The organism is Arthrobacter sp. Cza30, assembly GCF_059090765.1.
On record NZ_JBNHGA010000001.1, the window covers coordinates 897,796 to 916,245 of the forward strand.

18 protein-coding genes and 1 tRNA gene are annotated in these 18,450 nt (G+C 71.9%); 8 read left to right on the top strand and 11 right to left on the bottom strand.

The window, feature by feature from the left end; genetic code table 11:
* Nucleotides 1-255: 255 nt before the first annotated feature.
* Nucleotides 256-606: a DUF485 domain-containing protein gene (locus tag AC5RVZ_RS04105; protein ID WP_494064487.1), complete on the top strand. Its 351-nt coding sequence runs from the start codon at nt 256-258 to the stop codon at nt 604-606.
* The gene (locus AC5RVZ_RS04110) at nt 603-2,222 is read left to right on the top strand and encodes a monocarboxylic acid transporter (RefSeq protein WP_494064488.1); all 1,620 of its coding nucleotides are present in this window, start codon (nt 603-605) and stop codon (nt 2,220-2,222) included. The genes AC5RVZ_RS04105 and AC5RVZ_RS04110 overlap by 4 nt, the downstream gene beginning before the upstream one ends.
* A gap of 76 nt (nt 2,223-2,298) precedes the next feature.
* On the opposite strand, the gene AC5RVZ_RS04115 is transcribed toward AC5RVZ_RS04110, so the two are convergent.
* Nucleotides 2,299-2,841 carry a methylated-DNA--[protein]-cysteine S-methyltransferase gene (locus tag AC5RVZ_RS04115; RefSeq protein ID WP_494064489.1) on the bottom strand — a complete coding sequence of 181 codons (543 nt, stop codon included), beginning with the start codon at nt 2,839-2,841 and terminating at the stop codon, nt 2,299-2,301.
* A gap of 159 nt (nt 2,842-3,000) precedes the next feature.
* Here AC5RVZ_RS04115 and AC5RVZ_RS04120 point away from each other — a divergent pair, with 159 nt between their 5' ends.
* Together AC5RVZ_RS04120 and AC5RVZ_RS04125 are read left to right on the top strand one after the other, a co-directional pair.
* A complete protein-coding gene (locus AC5RVZ_RS04120; protein WP_494064490.1) occupies nt 3,001-6,762 on the top strand; it encodes an AAA family ATPase in 3,762 nt (1,253 codons plus the stop codon).
* Nucleotides 6,749-6,949 (top strand): hypothetical protein, encoded by a 201-nt coding sequence (locus AC5RVZ_RS04125; protein WP_494064491.1) that lies wholly within the window; start codon nt 6,749-6,751, stop codon nt 6,947-6,949. Before AC5RVZ_RS04120 ends, AC5RVZ_RS04125 begins: the two co-directional genes overlap by 14 nt.
* 1 nt (nt 6,950) lies before the next feature.
* Here the strand turns inward: AC5RVZ_RS04125 and mscL are convergent, their stop codons facing one another.
* The 3 genes from mscL to AC5RVZ_RS04140 are packed head-to-tail and all read right to left on the bottom strand — an operon-like array spanning nt 6,951 to nt 8,306.
* Nucleotides 6,951-7,376, bottom strand: coding sequence for a large conductance mechanosensitive channel protein MscL (mscL, locus tag AC5RVZ_RS04130; protein ID WP_494064492.1), 426 nt, complete (start codon nt 7,374-7,376; stop codon nt 6,951-6,953).
* 32 nt (nt 7,377-7,408) lie between these two features.
* On the bottom strand, nt 7,409-7,693 hold the full coding sequence (locus AC5RVZ_RS04135; RefSeq protein ID WP_494064493.1) for an FmdB family zinc ribbon protein: 285 nt from the start codon (nt 7,691-7,693) through the stop codon (nt 7,409-7,411).
* 16 nt (nt 7,694-7,709) lie between these two features.
* The gene (locus AC5RVZ_RS04140) at nt 7,710-8,306 is read right to left on the bottom strand and encodes a 5-formyltetrahydrofolate cyclo-ligase (RefSeq protein ID WP_494064494.1); all 597 of its coding nucleotides are present in this window, start codon (nt 8,304-8,306) and stop codon (nt 7,710-7,712) included.
* A gap of 78 nt (nt 8,307-8,384) precedes the next feature.
* On the opposite strand from AC5RVZ_RS04140, the gene galU reads away from it, so the two are divergent.
* The 4 genes from galU (at nt 8,385) to AC5RVZ_RS04160 (ending at nt 11,231) form a co-directional block, all read left to right on the top strand.
* Entirely contained in the window at nt 8,385-9,272 is an 888-nt protein-coding gene (galU, locus tag AC5RVZ_RS04145) for a UTP--glucose-1-phosphate uridylyltransferase GalU (RefSeq protein WP_494064495.1), read from the top strand.
* Nucleotides 9,273-9,295: 23 nt separating this feature from the next.
* Nucleotides 9,296-9,925 (top strand): GNAT family N-acetyltransferase, encoded by a 630-nt coding sequence (locus tag AC5RVZ_RS04150; RefSeq protein WP_494064496.1) that lies wholly within the window; start codon nt 9,296-9,298, stop codon nt 9,923-9,925.
* A 102-nt stretch (nt 9,926-10,027) separates the two neighbouring features.
* Nucleotides 10,028-11,080, top strand: coding sequence for a large exoprotein (locus AC5RVZ_RS04155; RefSeq protein ID WP_494064497.1), 1,053 nt, complete (start codon nt 10,028-10,030; stop codon nt 11,078-11,080).
* A gap of 78 nt (nt 11,081-11,158) precedes the next feature.
* A tRNA-Ala gene (locus AC5RVZ_RS04160) sits at nt 11,159-11,231 on the top strand.
* Between the two features lie 46 nt (nt 11,232-11,277).
* On the opposite strand, the gene AC5RVZ_RS04165 is transcribed toward AC5RVZ_RS04160, so the two are convergent.
* The 7 genes from AC5RVZ_RS04165 to hemE are packed head-to-tail and all read right to left on the bottom strand — an operon-like array spanning nt 11,278 to nt 18,445.
* Entirely contained in the window at nt 11,278-12,183 is a 906-nt protein-coding gene (locus AC5RVZ_RS04165; RefSeq protein ID WP_494064498.1) for an alpha/beta hydrolase, read from the bottom strand.
* Between the two features lie 51 nt (nt 12,184-12,234).
* Nucleotides 12,235-13,551: a glutamate-1-semialdehyde 2,1-aminomutase gene (gene hemL, locus AC5RVZ_RS04170; RefSeq protein ID WP_494064499.1), complete on the bottom strand. Its 1,317-nt coding sequence runs from the start codon at nt 13,549-13,551 to the stop codon at nt 12,235-12,237.
* A complete protein-coding gene (gene hemB, locus AC5RVZ_RS04175; protein ID WP_494064500.1) occupies nt 13,548-14,543 on the bottom strand; it encodes a porphobilinogen synthase in 996 nt (331 codons plus the stop codon). Before hemB ends, hemL begins: the two co-directional genes overlap by 4 nt.
* The gene (gene hemC / locus AC5RVZ_RS04180; protein ID WP_494064501.1) at nt 14,540-15,451 is read right to left on the bottom strand and encodes a hydroxymethylbilane synthase; all 912 of its coding nucleotides are present in this window, start codon (nt 15,449-15,451) and stop codon (nt 14,540-14,542) included. The genes hemB and hemC overlap by 4 nt, the downstream gene beginning before the upstream one ends.
* Entirely contained in the window at nt 15,448-16,164 is a 717-nt protein-coding gene (gene hemQ / locus AC5RVZ_RS04185; RefSeq protein ID WP_494064502.1) for a hydrogen peroxide-dependent heme synthase, read from the bottom strand. The genes hemC and hemQ overlap by 4 nt, the downstream gene beginning before the upstream one ends.
* A 30-nt stretch (nt 16,165-16,194) precedes the next feature.
* The gene (locus AC5RVZ_RS04190) at nt 16,195-17,397 is read right to left on the bottom strand and encodes a protoporphyrinogen/coproporphyrinogen oxidase (protein ID WP_494064503.1); all 1,203 of its coding nucleotides are present in this window, start codon (nt 17,395-17,397) and stop codon (nt 16,195-16,197) included.
* Nucleotides 17,390-18,445, bottom strand: coding sequence for a uroporphyrinogen decarboxylase (gene hemE, locus AC5RVZ_RS04195; protein ID WP_494064504.1), 1,056 nt, complete (start codon nt 18,443-18,445; stop codon nt 17,390-17,392). Before hemE ends, AC5RVZ_RS04190 begins: the two co-directional genes overlap by 8 nt.
* Between the last annotated feature and the right edge of the window lie 5 nt (nt 18,446-18,450).

The window sequence follows — 18,450 nt, forward strand, 5'->3', positions numbered from 1 at the left end:
ACGTCGCTGACGGTCGTGCCGGCGTCCGCGAGCGACCGTTCTCGGACCGGCGTGCGCGATGCACTGGGCGCCCGCTCCGGGCGCGGTGCGCGATTCGGAATGGGCGCGCCCACGACTACCTACTTCCGGGGGTGACGGCGTCTTCACCGCTTTTCGTAGCGTCGACCCTACCACCCGGGCAACGGCGGGGAACCGCTTGCCCCGGGGCGGTTCCCGTGGGCGTGAGAGCGCCCTCTCATGAGGCAAGGAGGCCACATGTCAGATCCCCGGACCGATACCGCCCCACCGGGCGGAATCGACTATGTCGCGGTCGAGGAGTCCCCGCGATTCGTCGAGCTGAAGCGCCGGCAGCGCGGCTTCATCTTCCCGATGGCGGTCGCATTCCTCGTCTGGTACTTCGTCTATGTGCTGCTGTCGTCCTTCGCACGCGACTTCATGGCGCAGCGGGTGTGGGGCGACGTCACGGTCGGCCTGCTGTTCGGGCTGGGGCAGTTCGTCACGACCTTCGCGATCACGATGGCCTACGTCTGGTACGCCAACCGCAAGCTCGACCCGATCGCCGAGGAGATCCGCGACGACCTCGAGCGTCAGGAGGCATCGGCGTGAACGAGTTCTTCGGTGCCGTCCACGCGGCCGTCCAGACGGTGGAGAACAACCCCGTCCTCAACATCTCGATCTTCGCGGCGTTCGTCGCGGTGACGCTGTTCATCGTCATCCGCGCGAGCCGCAACAACAAGACCGCCGCCGACTACTACGCCGCCGGTCGTTCGTTCACCGGCCCGCAGAACGGCTTCGCGATCTCGGGCGACTACCTGTCGGCGGCATCCTTCCTGGGGATCTGCGGCGCGATCGCGATCAACGGGTACGACGGGTTCCTGTACTCGATCGGCTTCCTGGTCGCGTGGCTGGTCGCGCTGCTGCTGGTGGCCGAGCTCATGCGCAACACCGGCAAGTTCACGATGGCCGACGTGCTGTCGTTCCGGCTGAAGCAGCGACCCGTGCGCATGGCGGCGGCCATCACGACCCTCGCGGTGTGCTTCTTGTATCTGCTGGCGCAGATGGCAGGCGCCGGCGGCCTGGTGTCGCTGCTGCTGGGCATCGACGAGGCGATCGGGCAGTCCCTCGTCGTGGCGGTGGTCGGCGTGCTCATGATCGTCTACGTGCTCGTCGGCGGCATGAAGGGCACCACGTGGGTGCAGATCGTCAAGGCGTTCCTGCTCATCGGCGGCGCGCTCGCGATGACGATCTGGGTGCTCGCGATCCACGGCTTCAGCCTCAACGGCCTGCTGGAGGCCGCCGTCGCCGAGTCGGTGACGGACCCGGCGGATGCCATCCTCGGTCCCGGTCTGCAGTACGGCGCGAACCCGTGGGACTTCATCTCGCTGGCGCTGGCACTCGTCCTCGGCACCGCGGGGCTCCCGCACGTGCTGATGCGCTTCTACACCGTGCCCACCGCCAAGGAGGCCCGCCGCTCGGTGGTCTGGGCGATCTGGCTCATCGGCCTGTTCTACCTGCTGACGCTGGTGCTCGGCTACGGCGCGGCGGCGCTGGTCGGACCCGAGGTGATCGCGAACGCGCCGGGCGGGGTCAACTCCGCCGCGCCGCTGCTCGCCCTCGCGCTGGGCGGCCCGGTCCTGCTCGGTTTCATCTCGGCGGTGGCCTTCGCCACGATCCTCGCCGTGGTCGCCGGCCTCACCATCACCGCTGCGGCGTCGTTTGCGCACGACATCTACGCGAACGTGGTCAAGAGGGGCGACGTCCCGCCGGACGGCGAGGTCAAGGTCGCGCGGCGCACCGTGATCGTCATCGGCGCGCTGGCGATCCTCGGCGGCATCGCGGTGCAGGGGCAGAACATCGCGTTCCTCGTTGCGCTCGCCTTCGCGGTGGCCGCGTCGGCCAACCTGCCGACGATCCTGTACTCGCTGTTCTGGCGCAGCTTCACCACGCGTGGTGCGGTGTGGAGCATGTACGGGGGGCTCGCCGCGGCGATCATCCTCATCGTGCTCTCACCGGTGTTCTGGGGCGGCGAGACGAGTGTGTTCAAGACGGGCACCGCCCTGTGGCCGCTGAACAACCCCGGCATCGTGTCGATCCCGATCGGGTTCCTCCTCGGCTGGCTCGGATCGGTCACCTCGCGGGCCAAGGAGGACCGCCGCAAGGCGGCCGAGATGGAGGTGCGCTCGCTCACCGGCTTCGGGGCCGAGAAGGCCACACACCACTGACGCGCGCGGCGCAGCGCGCCGGCGGGAGCGTGGCCCGGGCAGGGGGTGTTGCCCGGGCCACGCGGCGTCGCGCGGCCTACACGCCCGACGCCTGCTCGAGGTCGAGCAGGTACCGCTTGACCTCGGGGTGCCCGCCGTACTCGCCGATCGAGCCGTCTGCGCGGACCACGCGGTGCACCGGAACCACCACCGAGAACGGCGTGGTCGCGCACGCCGTGCCGACCGCTCGCGCCGCCCGCGGCACGCCCGCTGCGATCGCGACCTCGCCGTATCCGGCGGTCTGGCCGTAGGGGATGTCGCACACCGCCTCCAGCGCGGCGCGGGTGAATCCGCGCACGAGCCGCCAGTCCAGCGGCAGGTCGAACGCCGTGCGCGTCCTGTCGAAGTACTCGTCGAGCTGCCGTGCGGCCGCCGCCGCCGACGGATCCTCGGCGGCATCGCCCTCGGCATCCTCCGGGGCCGGCAGCGCGCGCAGTCGCAGCGCGACGCGCTCGAGCTCGGCGTGCAGCGGGCCGTCGAAGGGATGCAGCGTCACGATGCCGGCATCGGTCGTCACAATCAGGATGTCGCCCACGGGCGAGGGGTGGACGCGATACCGAGGCGGGTCCTGGGAGGTCATGTCCCCATCCTGGTCCGCCGCCCACTGTTCACGACCGCGTGGCGCCGGTCTGTGGGAACGTCGCCGGCCGAAGCGTCTGGGGAGGAGCCGTCATGACCCGCCGTGCGCCAATACCGCGAAACTCAGGTCCATTGCAAGTGCACCGCGCACCTCGCGCATATGGTGGCTCGTGTGTGGCGAGGAGAAGGCAGCGCCGTGATCGGCCAAGAGAACGCCGTGCACGGGTACGACGTGACCCCCGGCGACCTCGGCCTGGCAGAGCCCGACGTCACGGTGGCGCACATCGCCGAACCCGAGCGCGATCGGCTGCGACGGGAGGCGGCGGCGCTGGGCGGCCGTTCGACGCTGCTGCACTTCTCCGAGAGCGCCGACGCCTGCATCGAGATCACCAAGGCGCACCCGGGCAGCCTTCCGCAGTTCATCACCGGACGCTCGACGCTGCTGTCGAACCTGTTCCGCGACGAGGTGGCGCTGCGCGGCGCGCGCCTGGCGGCGGAGCGCATCACCGCCAAGAACCTCGAGCTGCGCACCGCCCGGGGGCTCGACACCGTCCGTCTCGCCGTCGGCCTGGCGTCATGGCGCCTGGGCGGACTGGCCTGCACCGCGCCGGTGCTGCTGCGCCCGCTCGCCATCCGCCGCCACCACGGAGACTTCGAACTGAAGCTGCACGGCGCCTTCAGCGTCAATCCCGAACTGGTCCGCGCCATGCGCACGCACTTCGGCATCGTCATCGACGCGGGTGGGCTCGCGGCGCTCGCCTACGACGAGGGCGTGTTCAAGCCGCAGCCGGTGATCGATCATCTGCGCGCGCTGACGGCCCACATCCACTCGTACGGCGTCAAACCCCGCCTGCTCGTCTCCAGCTTCGCCGACGTGGGCGGACCGATGTCGGCCGACGCCGCGAACCTCGACCACCCCGTGCTCAATGCGCTCGCGGGGCATGCGGCCGACCGTGAGTCGGTGACCATCCGCCGTGAGACTCCTGCGCTCATCAGCCCCGACGAGCGTCCGCCCGCGGCCGACATGCTGCTTCTCGACGCCGACTCGGAGCAGGAGCGCGTGCTGGCGCGCATCGCGGCCGGACAGTCGGTCGTGGTGCACACCCTGCCCGGGACCGGCGGCACGCAGACGGTGATCAACGCGATCGGGGCGCTCGTGCGCGACGGCAAGCGCGTCCTCGTCGTGAGTGCGCGCCGGTCGACGCTGGACGGGGTGCGCCACCGGCTCGCCGGCATCGGCCTTCCCGGCCTCGCCGTGTCGCCGGATCGTCTGCAGCGAGACCTCATCCGCGCCATCGGCCGCAATGAGAAGGCCCAGCCGCCGAAGGTCGCCGACATCGACGACGCCCTGGTCCGCCTTCGCGGCGTCCTGCGCGACTACCGCACCGCGGTGACGGCGGAGCACCCGTCGTTGGGCGTCTCGGTGCTCGAGATCCTGCGGGCGCTGGCCCGCCTGGCGCAGCACGAGTCGCCGCCGCAGACCACGGCCCGCTTCGACGCCCTGGCGCTGGAACGCCTCGCGGACCGGCGGGCGGATGCCGCCGCCAAGCTCGCGGCGGCTGCGAGACTCGGCGAGTTCCGGTTCGGTCCCGACGATTCGCCCTGGTACGGCGTGACCTTCGCCACCGTCGAGCAGGCGCGCGCCGCGCACGCGCTCGCCGGCAAGCTCCACCGCCAGGACGTTCCCGCGCTCCTCGAGCGCGGCTACGAGCTCATCGCGCAGACGCGCATGCGTCCGTTCCAGACGATCGCCGAGCTCGGCACGTACCTGCGACTGCTGCAGGGCATCCGCGAATCACTGGACCGCTTCAGCCTGACCGTGTTCGAGCGGCCGCTGGGCGAGCTGATCCAGGCGCATGCGCCCCGGCGTGATTCGTCGACGATGACCAACGCGAACCGTCGCCGGCTGCGGCGACTGTCGCGAGAGTACGTGCGTCCGGGCGTGCACGTGCCCGACATGTACGAAGCGCTCGTGCGCATCCAGCAGCAGCGCACCGAGTGGCAGCGCTACGTCGACGCCGGCGTCACGCCCGAGGTGCCGCTGGGTCTCGGCGACGTGCACGTGGCGTGGCAGCGCGTCCAGGCCGAGCTCGCCGAGCTCGACGCGGTGCTGCGGCGCGACGCGAGCGAGAGCCTGACCACGCTTCCGGTCAAGCAGCTGGTGCGCACCCTTGCGGGGCTCGCCGCCGAGTCCGATGTGTTCGACAACCTGCGCGAGCGCGCGACGCTTCGCAGCGAACTGGCCGCACTGGGGCTGGAGCCGCTCCTGCTCGAGCTGTCGGTGCGACACGTGCCCGAGGACCGCGTCGCCGCCGAGCTCGAGTACGCGTGGTGGCAGTCGGCGCTCGAACTGCTGCTGAAGACCGACCGCGCGGTCCTCGGTGCCAACACCGCCGTGGTGGACCGACTCGAGCGCGACTTCCGGCTCGTCGACGAGGCGCATGCCGCGGCATCCGGTCCTCTCCTGGCCGCGCAGCTGGCGACGCAGTGGCGCATCGGGATCGTCGACCACGCCGACGAGGCGGACGCCCTCAAGCGGGCGATCAAGAGCGGCGCGATCACGCCGTCGCAGCTGCTGCGGGTCGCCCCGAACCTGTCGCGAACCATCGCGCCGGTGTGGCTCGCGTCGCCCTACGACGTGCCCCTGATCCCGGACGCGGCCGACATCGACGTGGTCGTGGTGGCCGACGCGGGCGCCCTGTGCCTGGCGGAGGCCGCGCCGGCGCTGCGCCGCGCGCGCCAGGTCGTCGCCTTCGGCGACCCTGTGACCCAGAAGCCGACCCCGTTCCGTGTGGCGGCGACGATGGAGCCGGGGGCGGCGGCGGCGACCCTGGACGAGGAGGACGAGCCCGAGGTGCCCTTCGACGGCACGAGCGTGTTCGAGCGCCTGGCGGAGCTGTTCCCCATCGAGACGCTCACGCGCAGCTACCGCGCCGGGGGCGAGGATCTCGCCGAGCTCGTCAACGACGCGTTCTACGGCGGCGAACTGGTGTCGCTGCCGTGGGCGGGGTCGTATCTCGGACGCGGCAGTCTCACCGTCGACTACGTCGAGGGCGGCCACGGCACGCCCGACCCGGTCACGGGTGCGGTGGAGAGCCCCGATGCCGAGGTGGCCCGCGTGGTGACCCTCGTCGTCGAGCATGCCGTCAACCGGGGGAGCGAGTCCCTCATGGTCGTCACGGCGAGCTCCCGGCACGCCGCCCGCATCCGCGCCGCCGTCGAGGCCGCTTTCGCGGGACGCTCGGATGTCGCCGACTTCGTCTCGCGCGACACCGCCGAGCCGTTCGCGGTGCTGACGCTCGAGGAGTCCGTCGCCGAGAGCCGTGACCGGGTCATCTTCTCGCTCGGCTTCGGTCTCACCAAGCACGGCCGCGTGCTGAGCGACTTCGGCGACCTGTCCACTCCCGACGGCGAGCGGCTGCTCACCGTCGGCATGACCCGCGCGCGCCGTTCCATGGTCATCGTGTCGTCGATCCGCCCGTCGGCGTTCGACGACGGACGGCTGGAGTACGGCGCCGCGACGCTCATGTCGATCCTCGGCGGCATCGCCGCGCGGTCTCGCCAGGCGCGGCTCGAGGACCTGGCCGATCCGCTGACCCTCGCGCTCGCCCGAGAGCTGCGCCGGCTCGGCCTGTCCGTCGACGTGCACTACCGCGGCCTGCTGCCGCTGGTCGCCCAGTACGGCGGCAAGGCGGTCGTCGTCGAGAGCGACCCCGAGACGATCGGCGAATCCCTCCGGGAATCGCTGCGGCTGCGGCCGCAGATCCTGCGGCGGCTCGGATGGCACTACGTGCGCGTGCACTCGTTCGACCTGTACCGCGACCCCGCCGACGTGGCCCAGCGGATCGCCGAGATGCTCGGCGTGCCCCCGGACGCGCCGCGCGTCGACCGCGAGACCCAGCCGATCGATGTCGTCGAGTGACCGTCAGCGGATCGAGCGGGTCCCCGGCTCCCGCCGGGCGAAGCTGACACCGGCGCCGGGCACCGGCTCGGAGCCCGTCCCGGCCGACGACGCCGCGGACGCGGACGCGACGAAGGACGCGGCATCCGGTGCCGTCGAGGGGCCGAATGACGAGCGGATGCGGCGGGACGTCCCGCCGCACTGGTGATTCAGGACCGCGCGGACGCGGACTGCTTCTCGAGCAGGTCCCGGATCTGGATGAGCAGCTCCTGCTCGGTGGGCAGCTTCACCTCGTCCTCGGCGGGCGCCGCGACGCCCTTGCGCGCCTCGGCGCGCTGCTTGAAGAGGTTCATCGGGTGCACGAAGACGAAGTACACGACGACGGCGACGGCGAGGAAGCTGATCACGGCGTTGATGAGGTCGCCGATCGGGAAGGTCACGTCCCCCCAGAAGCCGGGCACGGTGAAGCCGATCTCCCCGTTCGCATCGGGCTTCCAGAAGATCGCGATGAGCGGGTTGATGATGCTCGCGACGATCGCGTTCACCACCGCGGTGAAGGCGGTGCCGATGACGACCGCGACCGCGAGATCGATGACGTTGCCGCGCAGGATGAACTCTTTGAAGCCCTTGATCACGTGATCCTCCTCCGATCGCCGGCGTGCGCCGCTTACGCGCCCGTGGACGCGGGGGAGGCCTTCGCCTCCGACTTCGATGATGTCGAAGACGACTCGGAGCCGCCACCGCCGGAGGACTCCGATGCGGCGGGCTTGGACCCGGCACGCGAGTCGGTGCGGTAGAACCCTGACCCGTTGAAGGTCACCCCGATCGAGCCGTACTCCTTGCGCAGCGGCCCGGAGCACTCCGGGCACTCGGTGAGGGCGGGGTCGGCGAAGGACTGGACGGCGTCGAAGCGGTGTCCGCACTGCTTGCAGGCGTAGGCGTAGGTGGGCATGTCTCTTCCGGTGCTGTCAGCGCCCCGCGGGGGCGAGTGTGATGGTGCGCGTGGGCGTCACGATGCCCGTCACGCGCTGGTCGTGGATGTCGCTGGGAACCTCGTCGACGATCTCGGAGTCGTACACCACGGCGTACACCGGCGGGCAGCGCTCCATCGACCCCAGCGTCTTGTCGAAGAAGCCGCGCCCCCACCCGAGTCGCATCCCCGTCGCGTCGACCGCGGCGGCGGGGATCACGAGCAGATCCACGTCGTTGACCGCGATCGGGCCGAGCAGCTCGCCGACGGGTTCGGGCAGTCCGTGCAGGCCTTCGGCGATGTCGCCGTCGGTCGTCGCGACCGCCCAGTCGAGCAGTCCGTCGCTGCGCGTGACGGGAAGGAGCACGCGGATGCCGCGGCGCACCGCATCCGCCACGAACGACCGGGTCCCCGGTTCGTTCGGCGTGGACAGGAAGCACGACATCGAGCGCACGCCGAGGTCGGCGACCAGGGCGTCGAGCTGCTCGTGGATGCCGGCCTCGGCCGTCTCCCGCGCGCCCTCAGAGAGCATCTGTCGTCGCTCGCGGAGGTCGGCGCGCAGCGCCCGCTTCGCATCGGCGATGGCGTCGGACATGCCTTCGATTCTAGGTGCCGCCGCCGTGTCGACCGCCTTTTCACGGCGCGGCGAGCCTCGGACCCTATGATCGAGTGCATGCCTCACACCTCGATCAAGGCCGTCATCCCGGCCGCAGGACTCGGCACGCGCTTCCTTCCCGCGACGAAGGCCATGCCCAAGGAGATGCTCCCGGTCGTCGACAAGCCTGCGATCCAGTACGTCGTCGAGGAGGCGGCCCACGCCGGTATCGACGACATCCTCGTCATCACCGGACGCAACAAGAACGCGATCTCGAACCACTTCGACTCGGTGCCCGAGCTCGAGGTGAGGCTGAAGGACAAGGGCGACGACGAGCGGCTGCGTCGCGTGGTGGCATCCAGCGATCTCGCCGACATCCACTTCGTGCGTCAGGGCGAGCCCAAGGGACTCGGCCACGCGGTGCTGCGCGCGAAGACCCACGTGGGCGACTCGTCGTTCGCGGTGCTGCTGGGCGATGACCTCATCGACGAGCGCGACGAGCTGCTGACGGTGATGATCGCCGAGCACGAGCGCACGGGCGCCGCGGTCGTCGCCCTCATGGAGGTCGCTCCTGAGCAGATCCACATGTACGGCGTCGCGTCGGCCGAGAAGACCGACTCGGATGACGTCGTGAAGGTCACCGGCCTCGTCGAGAAGCCGAAGGCCGAGGATGCGCCGTCGAACCTCGCCATCATCGGCCGCTACGTGCTCAGCCCGAACGTGTTCGAAATCCTCGAGCGCACCGAGCCGGGTAAGGGCGGTGAGATCCAGCTCACCGACGCCCTGCAGGAGCTCGCCGCCGACCCGAACGGCCCCGGCGTGCGCGGGGTGATTTTCCGTGGCCGCCGCTATGACACCGGCGATAGGGTGGACTACATCAAGGCCATCGTGCAGCTCGCGTCCGATCGTGAAGACCTCGGCCCCGATCTGCGTCCCTGGTTCAAGGAGTTCGCGGCGAGTCTCTGACGCCGCCCGTGCGAGGGGGTCTCGTGGATCTGACGGCGCCCCGCAGGCACGGCCCCATCGCGATCCGGCTCATCCGGCCGCGCGATGCACGTGTGCTGCAGAACGAGCTGCTGAGCAACCGTGACTGGCTGCGGCCGTGGGAGGCGACGAGCCCCGACGGCCCGGTGTCGTTCGACATGCGAATCGGCGTCCGGCGCCTGCTGCAGCAGTACCGCGACGGCGCCGGTGTGCCGTTCGTCATGGAGTACGAGGGGGAGATCGCCGGTCAGCTGAACGTCTGGGGCATCGCTCGCGGGTCCCTGGCATCCGCGACGATCGGCTACTGGGTCAGCGAGCGCTTCGCCGGCCGCGACATCACGCCCACCTCGGTGGCCCTCGCCACCGACGTGTGCTTCAACGAGATGCGCCTGCACCGCATGGAGATCTGCATCCGCCCCGAGAACCGTGCAAGCCTGCGCGTCGTCGAGAAGCTCGGGTTCCGCTACGAGGGTCTGAGGCGCCGGTACATCCACATCGACGGCGACTGGCGCGACCACTACGCGTTCGCCCTCGTCCGCGAGGAGGTGCCGGAGGGCGTGCTCCAGCGCTGGCTCTCGGGACGCGCCCCGCAGGATGCCGCCGTCGTGCCGCCCGCGGATCACCTGCACGCGTAGCGGTCGGTCCAGCCCCTGGCTGGTCGGGTTCTTGCATCGATCGCGGGACGACACGCGAGCGCATCCCTGAGCGCGGGCGCCGCGTCCCCTACCGTGGTGTGCATGGATGGGCAGGTGCTGGGTGGGGGCGTGATCGTCCTCGTCGCCGTCGCCCTGTGGCTGGTGTACCTCCTGCCGTCCTGGTACAGCCGCCGGCAGTACGACGCCGCCGAGCGCAACGCCGTCCGATTGAGTCAGGCGCTGCGCGTGCTGGCCGAGACGAGCGAGACCCCAGAAGAGGTGCGCCTCGAGCTGACCACCCGCACCGCGGCGGCCCAGCAGCGTCTTGCCAAGCGCGCCCTCGCCGAACGCGAGCAGGCCGCGCTCGAAGAGGCGAAGGTGCAGTTGGAGCGCGCCCGCGCCGAGCGCATCGCCGCCGAGGCCGCGGCGCGGGTCGACCTCGAGCGGGCGCGGGCCGAGCGCGCTGCCGCCGAAGCCGCCGCGCGCGCTGAGATCGAAGCCGCCCAGGCCGCGGCGCGGGCCGAGATCGAGGCCGCCGAAGCGGCTGCCCGCGCGGAGATCGAGGCGGCCCGGGCGACGCCGGCTGTGCGCCGCGCGCGTGCTCGGCGCCGATTCCGCCTCATCGCCACGATGGTCGGCGTCGTCGGTTTCGCCGTCGCCGGGTGGGGGACGTTCGAGCTGGTCACGGTCGGCGGCCCCCTCATGCTCTCCATCGGCGCGCCTGTCGTCGCCGCATCCGCTCTCGTCCTGCATCGGATGTCGCGCGTGAGCGCGCGCGCTCGGCAGCGGGTGGTCGAGACCGTCCCCCGTCGCCCATCGGTCGCCGTGGTGCAGGACGTCGCCCTCGAGCGCGAGAACCGGGAGTGGGCGCCTCGCGATCTGCCCCGACCGCTCACCGCCTCGGCCGGCTCACGCGCGGCGGCCGTGCTGGACGCACACGCCGCGCGCGAGGCGCTGCGCCAGGCAGCTCTCGAGGAGGCCATGCGGGCCCGGGCCGAAGCGCAGCGCCCGCCGTCCATCGACACGGCCCGCACGGCTCGCACGACGCCCGCCGCGTCGTCGGGCACCGAGTTCTCGCGCATGGGTTACGTCGAGGACGCCGAGATCGAGGCGCACGTGCGGCGACTGCTCGAGCGTCGGGCATCCGGCCAATAGGCGACCTCCGGCAGGCGCTGCATCACGTCCTCGATTCGGGGGAGCATGCCCGCCCGTGATAGTGTTACTGAGGTTCACGGGCCTGTGGCGCAGTTGGTAGCGCGCTTCGTTCGCAATGAAGAGGTCAGGGGTTCGAATCCCCTCAGGTCCACCGAAAAGGCCCCCGCTCGCGGGGGCCTTCGTCGTCGCCGGCGGCTTCAGCGCGATGTGTGCGACGCCGCGAGCTCCGCGACCGTGTCGACGAGATCGGTCACGCCCGGCGCCTCGATGGGGAAGTGTCCGCACTCGCGTAACACGACGAGCTTGGTCGGTGCCGCCACTCGAGCCAGGACGCGGACGCTGAGCTCCATCGGCGTCCAAGCGTCTGCTGCGGGGTGCACGAGTGTCAGCGGTGTCGTCATCGACTCGGGTGGCGTGTGCCGGTAGCGCAAGTAGGAGGCAAGGAAACCGAGGGGCACCCGGGCTGCGCCCCCGAGCGGGTCCGCGGCGCACAACCGTGACAGCTTCTCGTTCCGGCTCATCTTGGCCAGGTCCGCCACCCAGTTCATCGGGATCATCGCCGAGGCCAGGCGGCCCCGCACGATGCCCGCGAGCGGCTTGCCGAGGATACCCGCGGGCCCGAATCGCGTCATGCGCGCACGCGCGCGCGGGTCCCCGGGATCGAGTAGACACGTAGCGGCGACGGAGGAGACGCGGGCCGATTGCGCCGCCACCTCGAGTGCCAGCATCCCGCCGATGCTGGCACCGAGAAGGACCAGTGGCCGCGCGTCTTGTTCGGCGTCGACAAGGTCGATCAGGAGGCGCACCCAGTCGTCGTACCGCACGGCCCGAGGATTCGGCGATGCGGTCCGGCCGTACAGGGGGAGATCCACGGCGGCGACGTCGATTCCCCGTTCGGCCACGAGAGCCGCGACCGGCCACAGCGCGCCGCTGTGTCCACCTGCCCCGTGGATGACGAGCACCCGGGCCGGGGCATCGGCCTGTCGCGCTCGGGCGATGTGGACGTCGTGCCCCCGCCACGACCACCAGGTGTGCTCTGGGTCACGCGTTGCGGCAGAGCGGTGTTGCAGCGGGAGGAAATCGGCGTACGGGTTCGCTGCCACTGATTCACGGTAGCAACGCCGTGGCACGCACCCCGACCTGTGACCGCCGTGTCAGGCGGGCCCGGCCTCCGCGGCCGCGCGGGCGGCCGCCGGGAGGGCGTCGAGGATCCGGGCGACGGCGTCATCGTCGTGGGCGGCCGAGACGAACCACGCCTCGAACACCGACGGCGGCAGCGAGACGCCCTGCTCGAGCATCGCGCGGAAGAACGGCGGGTAGCGGAACGCGTCCTGCGCCCGCACGGTGTCGTAGTCATGCGGCGCCGTGTCGGTGAACTGGATCGAGAACAGGTTCCCGCTGCGCTGCACCACGTGGGCGACTCCGGCGTCCGTGAGCGCCGTGTCGGCGGCATCCGCGATGGTCGCCGCGGCGCGGTCGATCCGTGCGTACGCGTCGGCGTCCAGGCGGTCCAGCGTCGCGCGGCCGGCTGCAACGGCGAGCGGATTGCCGCTGAGCGTCCCGGCCTGGTACACCGGGCCCAGGGGAGCCAGCAGCTCCATGAGCGCCGTCGGGCCGCCGAGAGCGGCGAGCGGCAGGCCACCGCCGACGACCTTGCCGAACGTGATCAGGTCGGGGGTGAACGGGACCGGGTCGATGCCGTACCAGCCGGCGGTGCCGACGCGGAAGCCGGTGAGCACCTCGTCGAGGATCAGCAGCGCGCCGTAGTCGTGCGCCACGTCGGCGAGGGCGGCGTTGAAGCCGTGCGCGGGCGGGACGATGCCCATGTTGGCCGGCGCCGCCTCGACGATGACCGCGGCGATCTGGTCGCCACGGACGGCGAACAGCTCGTGGACCGCGTCGAGGTCGTTGTAGGGGATCACGACGGTCTGGGCGGCGATGGCGGCCGGGACGCCGGCCGAGCCCGGCATGGCGAGCGTCGCGACGCCGGAGCCGGCGTCGGCGAGCAGCCCATCGGAGTGGCCGTGGTAGTGGCCGGCGAACTTCACCACGAGGTCGCGGCCGGTGGCGCCGCGCGCGAGGCGGATCGCGGTCATGGTCGCTTCCGTGCCGGTCGAGACCAGGCGCACGCGCTCGACCGGCCGCGTCAGGCCGTCCCGCGACACACGGGCGGCGATGAGCTCGGCGAGCTCGGTCTCACCGGGCGTGCTCGCACCGAAGCCGAGGCCGTGGGCCGCGGCATCCTGCACCGCCTTGACGACGTCGGGGTGAGCGTGCCCGAGGATCGCCGGACCCCAGGACCCCACGAGGTCGACATACTGGCGACCCTCGACGTCGGTGACGTAGGGACCGGATGCCTCGACGAAGAACCGGGGCGTCGTGCCCACCGAGCCGAAGGCGCGCACGGGGGAGTTGACGCCGCCGGGCATCGCTGCGCGCGCGCGGTCGAACTCCTGCGCATTCGTCGTCATCGGATCCACTCCGCCAGCTCGATGGCCCAATAGGTGAGGACGGCGTCGGCGCCGGCCCGACGGATGCCGAGCACGGACTCCTCGATCGCGCGCCGACGGTCGATCCACCCGTGGGCGGCGGCCGCCTCGATCATCGCGTACTCGCCCGACACCTGGTACGCCCACACCGGCACGGGGCTGGATACCGCGGCATCGGCCAGGACGTCGAGGTAGCTCATCGCGGGCTTCACCATGACGACATCCGCACCCTCGACGACGTCCAGGTCGATCTCACGGAGGCCTTCGCGACGGTTGGCCGGGTCGAGCTGGTACGTGCGGCGGTCGCCCTGCAGCGACGACTGCACGGCTTCCCGGAACGGTCCGTAGAACGCCGAGGAGTACTTGGCCGCATAGCCGAGGATCGGGATCTCGCCGTGGCCGGCGCCGTCGAGCGCCTCGCGCACCGCCGCGACCTGGCCGTCCATCATGCCCGACAGTCCGAGCAGCTGCGACCCCGCCTCTGCCTGCGCGATCGCCATGTCGCGATAGCGCTCGAGGGTCGCGTCGTTGTCGACATAGCCGTTGCCGTCGAGCACGCCGCAGTGGCCGTGGTCGGTGAACTCGTCGAGGCACAGGTCCGTCTGGACCACGAGCGCATCGCCCGCCTCGGCCGCCGCGATGCGGGTCGCGACGTTCAGGATGCCGTCGGGGTCGGTGGCCCCCGAGCCGGAGGCATCCTTGTGCTCGGGCACGCCGAACAGCATGATCCCGCCGATGCCGGCCGCCGCGGCATCCGTAATCGCGCCCTTGAGGGACTCGGTGGAGTGCTGCACCACGCCGGGCATCGACGAGATGGGCAACGGCTCGGTCGCGCCCTCGCGCACGAACATCGGCAGCACGAGGTCGGCGGGGTGCAGTCGCGTCTCGGCGACGAGGCGGCGCATCGCGGGCGTGGCGCGCAGGCGACGCGGGCGGATGGTCGGGTGCAGCAGGTGATCGGGGGAACGGGTCACGGGCGGGCTTCCGTCAGGCCGGCGGCGCCGGCGTCGAGAAGTTCACGGGCGACGGATGCCGCGACATCGCGGGAGGCGTCGTCCTCGGGCCACGTCGCGGCGTGGGACGAGGTGAGGGCGGTCGCGCCGTCGAGGCTGTAGACGCTGGCCGACAGCAGCAGCAGTCCCGCGTCGACGACGGCGCGCGCGCCGACCGGTGCGGAGCAGCCGGCCTCGAGGAGCGCGAGGACGTGGCGCTCGGCGTCGACGGCGGCGCGGGTCTCGGCGTGGTCGAGCGCGGCGACGAGGTCCTCTTCGCCGCGACGCACCTCGATGCCGAGCGCCCCCTGGCCCGGAGCCGTCGGCCACGCGTCGGCGTCGAGGAACTCGGTCACCACATCGGTGCGGCCGATGCGGTTCAGACCGGCGGCGGCGAGGATCACCGCGTCCAGCTCGCCGTCGGCGACGCGCCCCAGCCGGGTGTCGACGTTGCCGCGGATGTCGACCACCTCGAGGTCGGGGCGGCGCGCCCGCAGCTGCGCCATACGCCGCGGCGAGCCGGTGCCCACCCGCGACCCAGCGGGCAGCTCGGCGAGCGTCAGGCCGTCCCGCGCGCACAGCGCGTCGCGCGGATCCTCGCGGGCGGGGATCGCCGCGATCGTGATCCGATCGTGCGGGGCGGTGGGAAGGTCCTTGAGCGAGTGCACGATGACGTCGCAGCGGCCCTCGAGGAGCGCGTCGCGCAGGGCGCCGGTGAACAAACCGGTGCCGCCGACCCGCGACAGCGGCTCGTTCGACCGGTCGCCGTGGGTGGTGATGGTGACCAGCTCGGTGCTGACGCCGGTGGCGTCGGCCAGGTCGTCGGCGACCATGCCGGTCTGCGCGAGGGCGAGCTTGCTCCCGCGCGTGCCGATGCGCAGCGTCGTCACGCCAGCACCTCGGCGATCTCGTCGATGCCGATGCGGCGCCCGGTGTAGAAGGGGATCTCTTCGCGAACGTGCCGACGGGCCTCGGTCTGCCGGAGGTCCCGCATGAGGTCGACGAGCTCGACGAGCTCGGGCGCCTCCAGGGCGAGGAGCCACTCGTAGTCGCCGAGCGCGAACGAGGCGACCGTGTTGCTCAGCACGGTGCGGTGCTGCGCTCCCTTCCGGCCGTGGTCGGCGAGCATCTGGCGGCGCTCGTCGTCGGGAAGCAGGTACCAGTCGTACGACCGCACGAACGGGTAGACGGTGAGCCATGCCTCAGGCTCCTTGCCGCGCATGAACGCCGGCAGGTGGTTGGCCGTGAACTCGGCATCCCGGTGAACGCCCATCGCGTTCCACACCGGCACGAGCGACGACAGCGGCTGAGACCGGCGCAGCATCCGCAGCGCGGCCTGCAGCGCCTCGGGCGGAGTGCTCCCGCCCGGGGCGCCATGCAGCCAGACCATCAGGTCGGCATCGGCGCGCAGGCCCGACACGTCGTAGAACCCGCGGACCGTGACGCCGGATGCCTCGATGCCGGCCACCGTCGACGCCAGGTCGCCGGCGGGCGCAGGGGCTGGACCGGTCGCGGTCAGCGTGTAGTCGCGGCGGAACACGGCCCACAGGGTGTAGCCGAGCGCGTCGCTCTCGGGTGTCGGGTCAGCCGAGGAATCGCTCATACTCCTATCCTTCCACTCCTGCCTGGACGGTCAGCGAGCGAGCAGAGCAGCCGCCGTGCGCTCGGCATGGGCGACGATGCCGGCGAGGCCCGACCCGGCGACGGCCTCGCCGACGACGGTCGCGCCGTCGGGCGCCGCCGCGGGGGCGGGACGGGTCCACGACACGTGAGCGACGTCGACCACCACGGGGAGCGCGACGCCGAGCAGCGCCTGTGCATCAGCGCGCGCGGCGGCTGCGGGCTCGGACGGCGTGCTGTCGTACGACAGCCGCAGCACGTGACGACCCGCGGCTGCTTCGCGCAGCCAGGTCCATTTCGCCGTCGCGTGCGTGAGCGCCCGTGCTCGGACCGGTGCGCCCTGCGCGACCAGCAGCCCGGTGCCCCGTGGCGCGGCATCCAGTTCGTCCTGCTCGACGACGAGCGTGACCAGGTCGATGCGGCGGCCGGCGGCGGCGGGCCCGGTCACACCGGGGGCGGCGACCACGACCGTCCCGTCGAGCCCGGCCGGATCGTCGACGCGCGCGTGCAGGCGGATGTCTCCGCCGTGGCGCTGCAGGTCCTCGGCGAGCGCCGGCACGAGCCGGTGGATGCCACCGCGGATGCCGGCGACGGCCGAGCCCGGGGGAGCGGCGGCACGCAGACGGGCGACGGCGCTGCCGAGCGCTCCAGTCTCGATGATCGCGTCGCGCAGCCGCGGGTGCGCGCGCTCGACCGGAAGATCGTCGGGATGGTGCGAGTGCACGCCGTGCACGACGGGGGCGACGAGGCGGTCCAGGACCTCGTCCCCGAAGCGCCGGCGGACGAGCGGCCCGAGCGTCGCGGGGATGTCGCCGACCGGTGCGGTGTCGAGCGCGGCCGCGCGGTCCGCGGCGGCGGGCCCGATCACACGGACGACATCGTCGGCGAGCGGGTCGGCCGGGATGCCGAGGAGCGCCGTGGCCGGAAGCGGCACGGGCGGCCCGCTCACCGGCTGCAGCCACGCGGGCCCGGGTGCGGGCTGGACGATGTCGCCGGCCAGCCCGAGCTCGTCGATGAGGGCCGCGACGGCACCCCCGCGCACGGCGAAGCTTTCGGCGCCGGCATCCATCGCGATGCCCGCCACCTCGTGACGTGCGACGGTCCCGCCGAGCCGGCCGGATGCCTCGAAGACCGTCACGCGGGCACCGGAGGCGGCGAGCCGCCGGGCCACGACGAGGCCCGCGACGCCGCCGCCGATGACGGAGAAGTCAGCCATGGGCGTGGACGAACTCCACGAGCCGCGTGAGCACGGTGGGGTCGGTCTCGGGCGGCACGCCGTGCCCGAGGTTCAGGACGTGAGCGCGCGCCGCACGGCCTCGCTCGAGCACATCGCGCACGTGGGCCTCGAGCACCGGCCACGGCGCCTGCAGCAGCGCCGGATCGACGTTGCCCTGCAGCGTCACGCCGGGACCCACCCGCCGCGCCGCCTCGTCCAGCGGCAGCCGCCAATCGACGCCGACCGCGTCCACGCCGACATCGCGCATCGCGGCGAGCAGCTCGCCCGTGCCGACGCCGAAGTGCACCAGCGGCACGCCGAGATCGCGCACGGGTTCGAGCGCGCGACCTGAGAACGGTGCGACATGGTCGGTGTAGTCGGCGAGGCTGAGCGAGCCGGCCCAGGAGTCGAAGAGCTGAGCCGCGGACGCGCCGGATTCGACCTGCGCGGCGAGGAAGGCTCCGGTGATGTCGGCGCACCACGTCAGCAGCGCGGCCCACGTGTCGGGGTCGGCGTGCATGAGAGCGCGGGTGCGCAGCTGCTCCTTCGAAGGGCCACCCTCGACGAGATATGACGCCAGGGTGTAGGGCGCGCCGGCGAAGCCGATCAGGGGCGTGCTGCCGAGCTGGTCGACGGTGAGACGGACGGCCTCGCGGATCGGCGTGAGCGCGTCGGGATCGAGCGGCGGGAGGGCTGCGACATCCTGTGCCGTCCGCACCGGAGTCTCGAGGACCGGGCCCCGGCCCGGGACGATGCGGACGTCGACGCCGGCCAGCCGGACGGGGATGACGATGTCACTGAAGAAGATGCCGGCGTCGACACCGTGTCGGCGCACGGGCTGCAGCGTGATCTCGCTGGCCAGCTCCGGGTTCAGACATGCGTCGAGCATGTCGGTGCCGACGCGCAGTTCGCGGTACTCCGGCAGCGACCGCCCGGCCTGCCTCATGAACCACACCGGGGTGGTGTCGGGGCGCTCGCCGCGGTAAGCGCGGATCAGCGGAGCGGCGACGTCGCGTGCGAGCAGGGGGTGAGACGGGTCGAGCGGCACGGATC

What these genes read in the sequence shown, in the direction of transcription:
- AC5RVZ_RS04105 (WP_494064487.1), top strand. Translation starts at nt 256, where the DNA reads ATGTCAGATCCCCGGACCGATACCGCCCCACCGGGCGGAATCGACTAT.
- AC5RVZ_RS04115 (WP_494064489.1), bottom strand. Translation starts at nt 2,841, where the DNA reads ATGACCTCCCAGGACCCGCCTCGGTATCGCGTCCACCCCTCGCCCGTG.
- AC5RVZ_RS04120 (WP_494064490.1), top strand. Translation starts at nt 3,001, where the DNA reads ATGGTGGCTCGTGTGTGGCGAGGAGAAGGCAGCGCCGTGATCGGCCAA.
- AC5RVZ_RS04125 (WP_494064491.1), top strand. Translation starts at nt 6,749, where the DNA reads ATGTCGTCGAGTGACCGTCAGCGGATCGAGCGGGTCCCCGGCTCCCGC.
- AC5RVZ_RS04135 (WP_494064493.1), bottom strand. Translation starts at nt 7,693, where the DNA reads ATGCCCACCTACGCCTACGCCTGCAAGCAGTGCGGACACCGCTTCGAC.
- AC5RVZ_RS04140 (WP_494064494.1), bottom strand. Translation starts at nt 8,306, where the DNA reads ATGTCCGACGCCATCGCCGATGCGAAGCGGGCGCTGCGCGCCGACCTC.
- galU (WP_494064495.1), top strand. Translation starts at nt 8,385, where the DNA reads ATGCCTCACACCTCGATCAAGGCCGTCATCCCGGCCGCAGGACTCGGC.
- AC5RVZ_RS04155 (WP_494064497.1), top strand. Translation starts at nt 10,028, where the DNA reads ATGGATGGGCAGGTGCTGGGTGGGGGCGTGATCGTCCTCGTCGCCGTC.
- hemL (WP_494064499.1), bottom strand. Translation starts at nt 13,551, where the DNA reads ATGACGACGAATGCGCAGGAGTTCGACCGCGCGCGCGCAGCGATGCCC.
- hemQ (WP_494064502.1), bottom strand. Translation starts at nt 16,164, where the DNA reads ATGAGCGATTCCTCGGCTGACCCGACACCCGAGAGCGACGCGCTCGGC.
- AC5RVZ_RS04190 (WP_494064503.1), bottom strand. Translation starts at nt 17,397, where the DNA reads ATGGCTGACTTCTCCGTCATCGGCGGCGGCGTCGCGGGCCTCGTCGTG.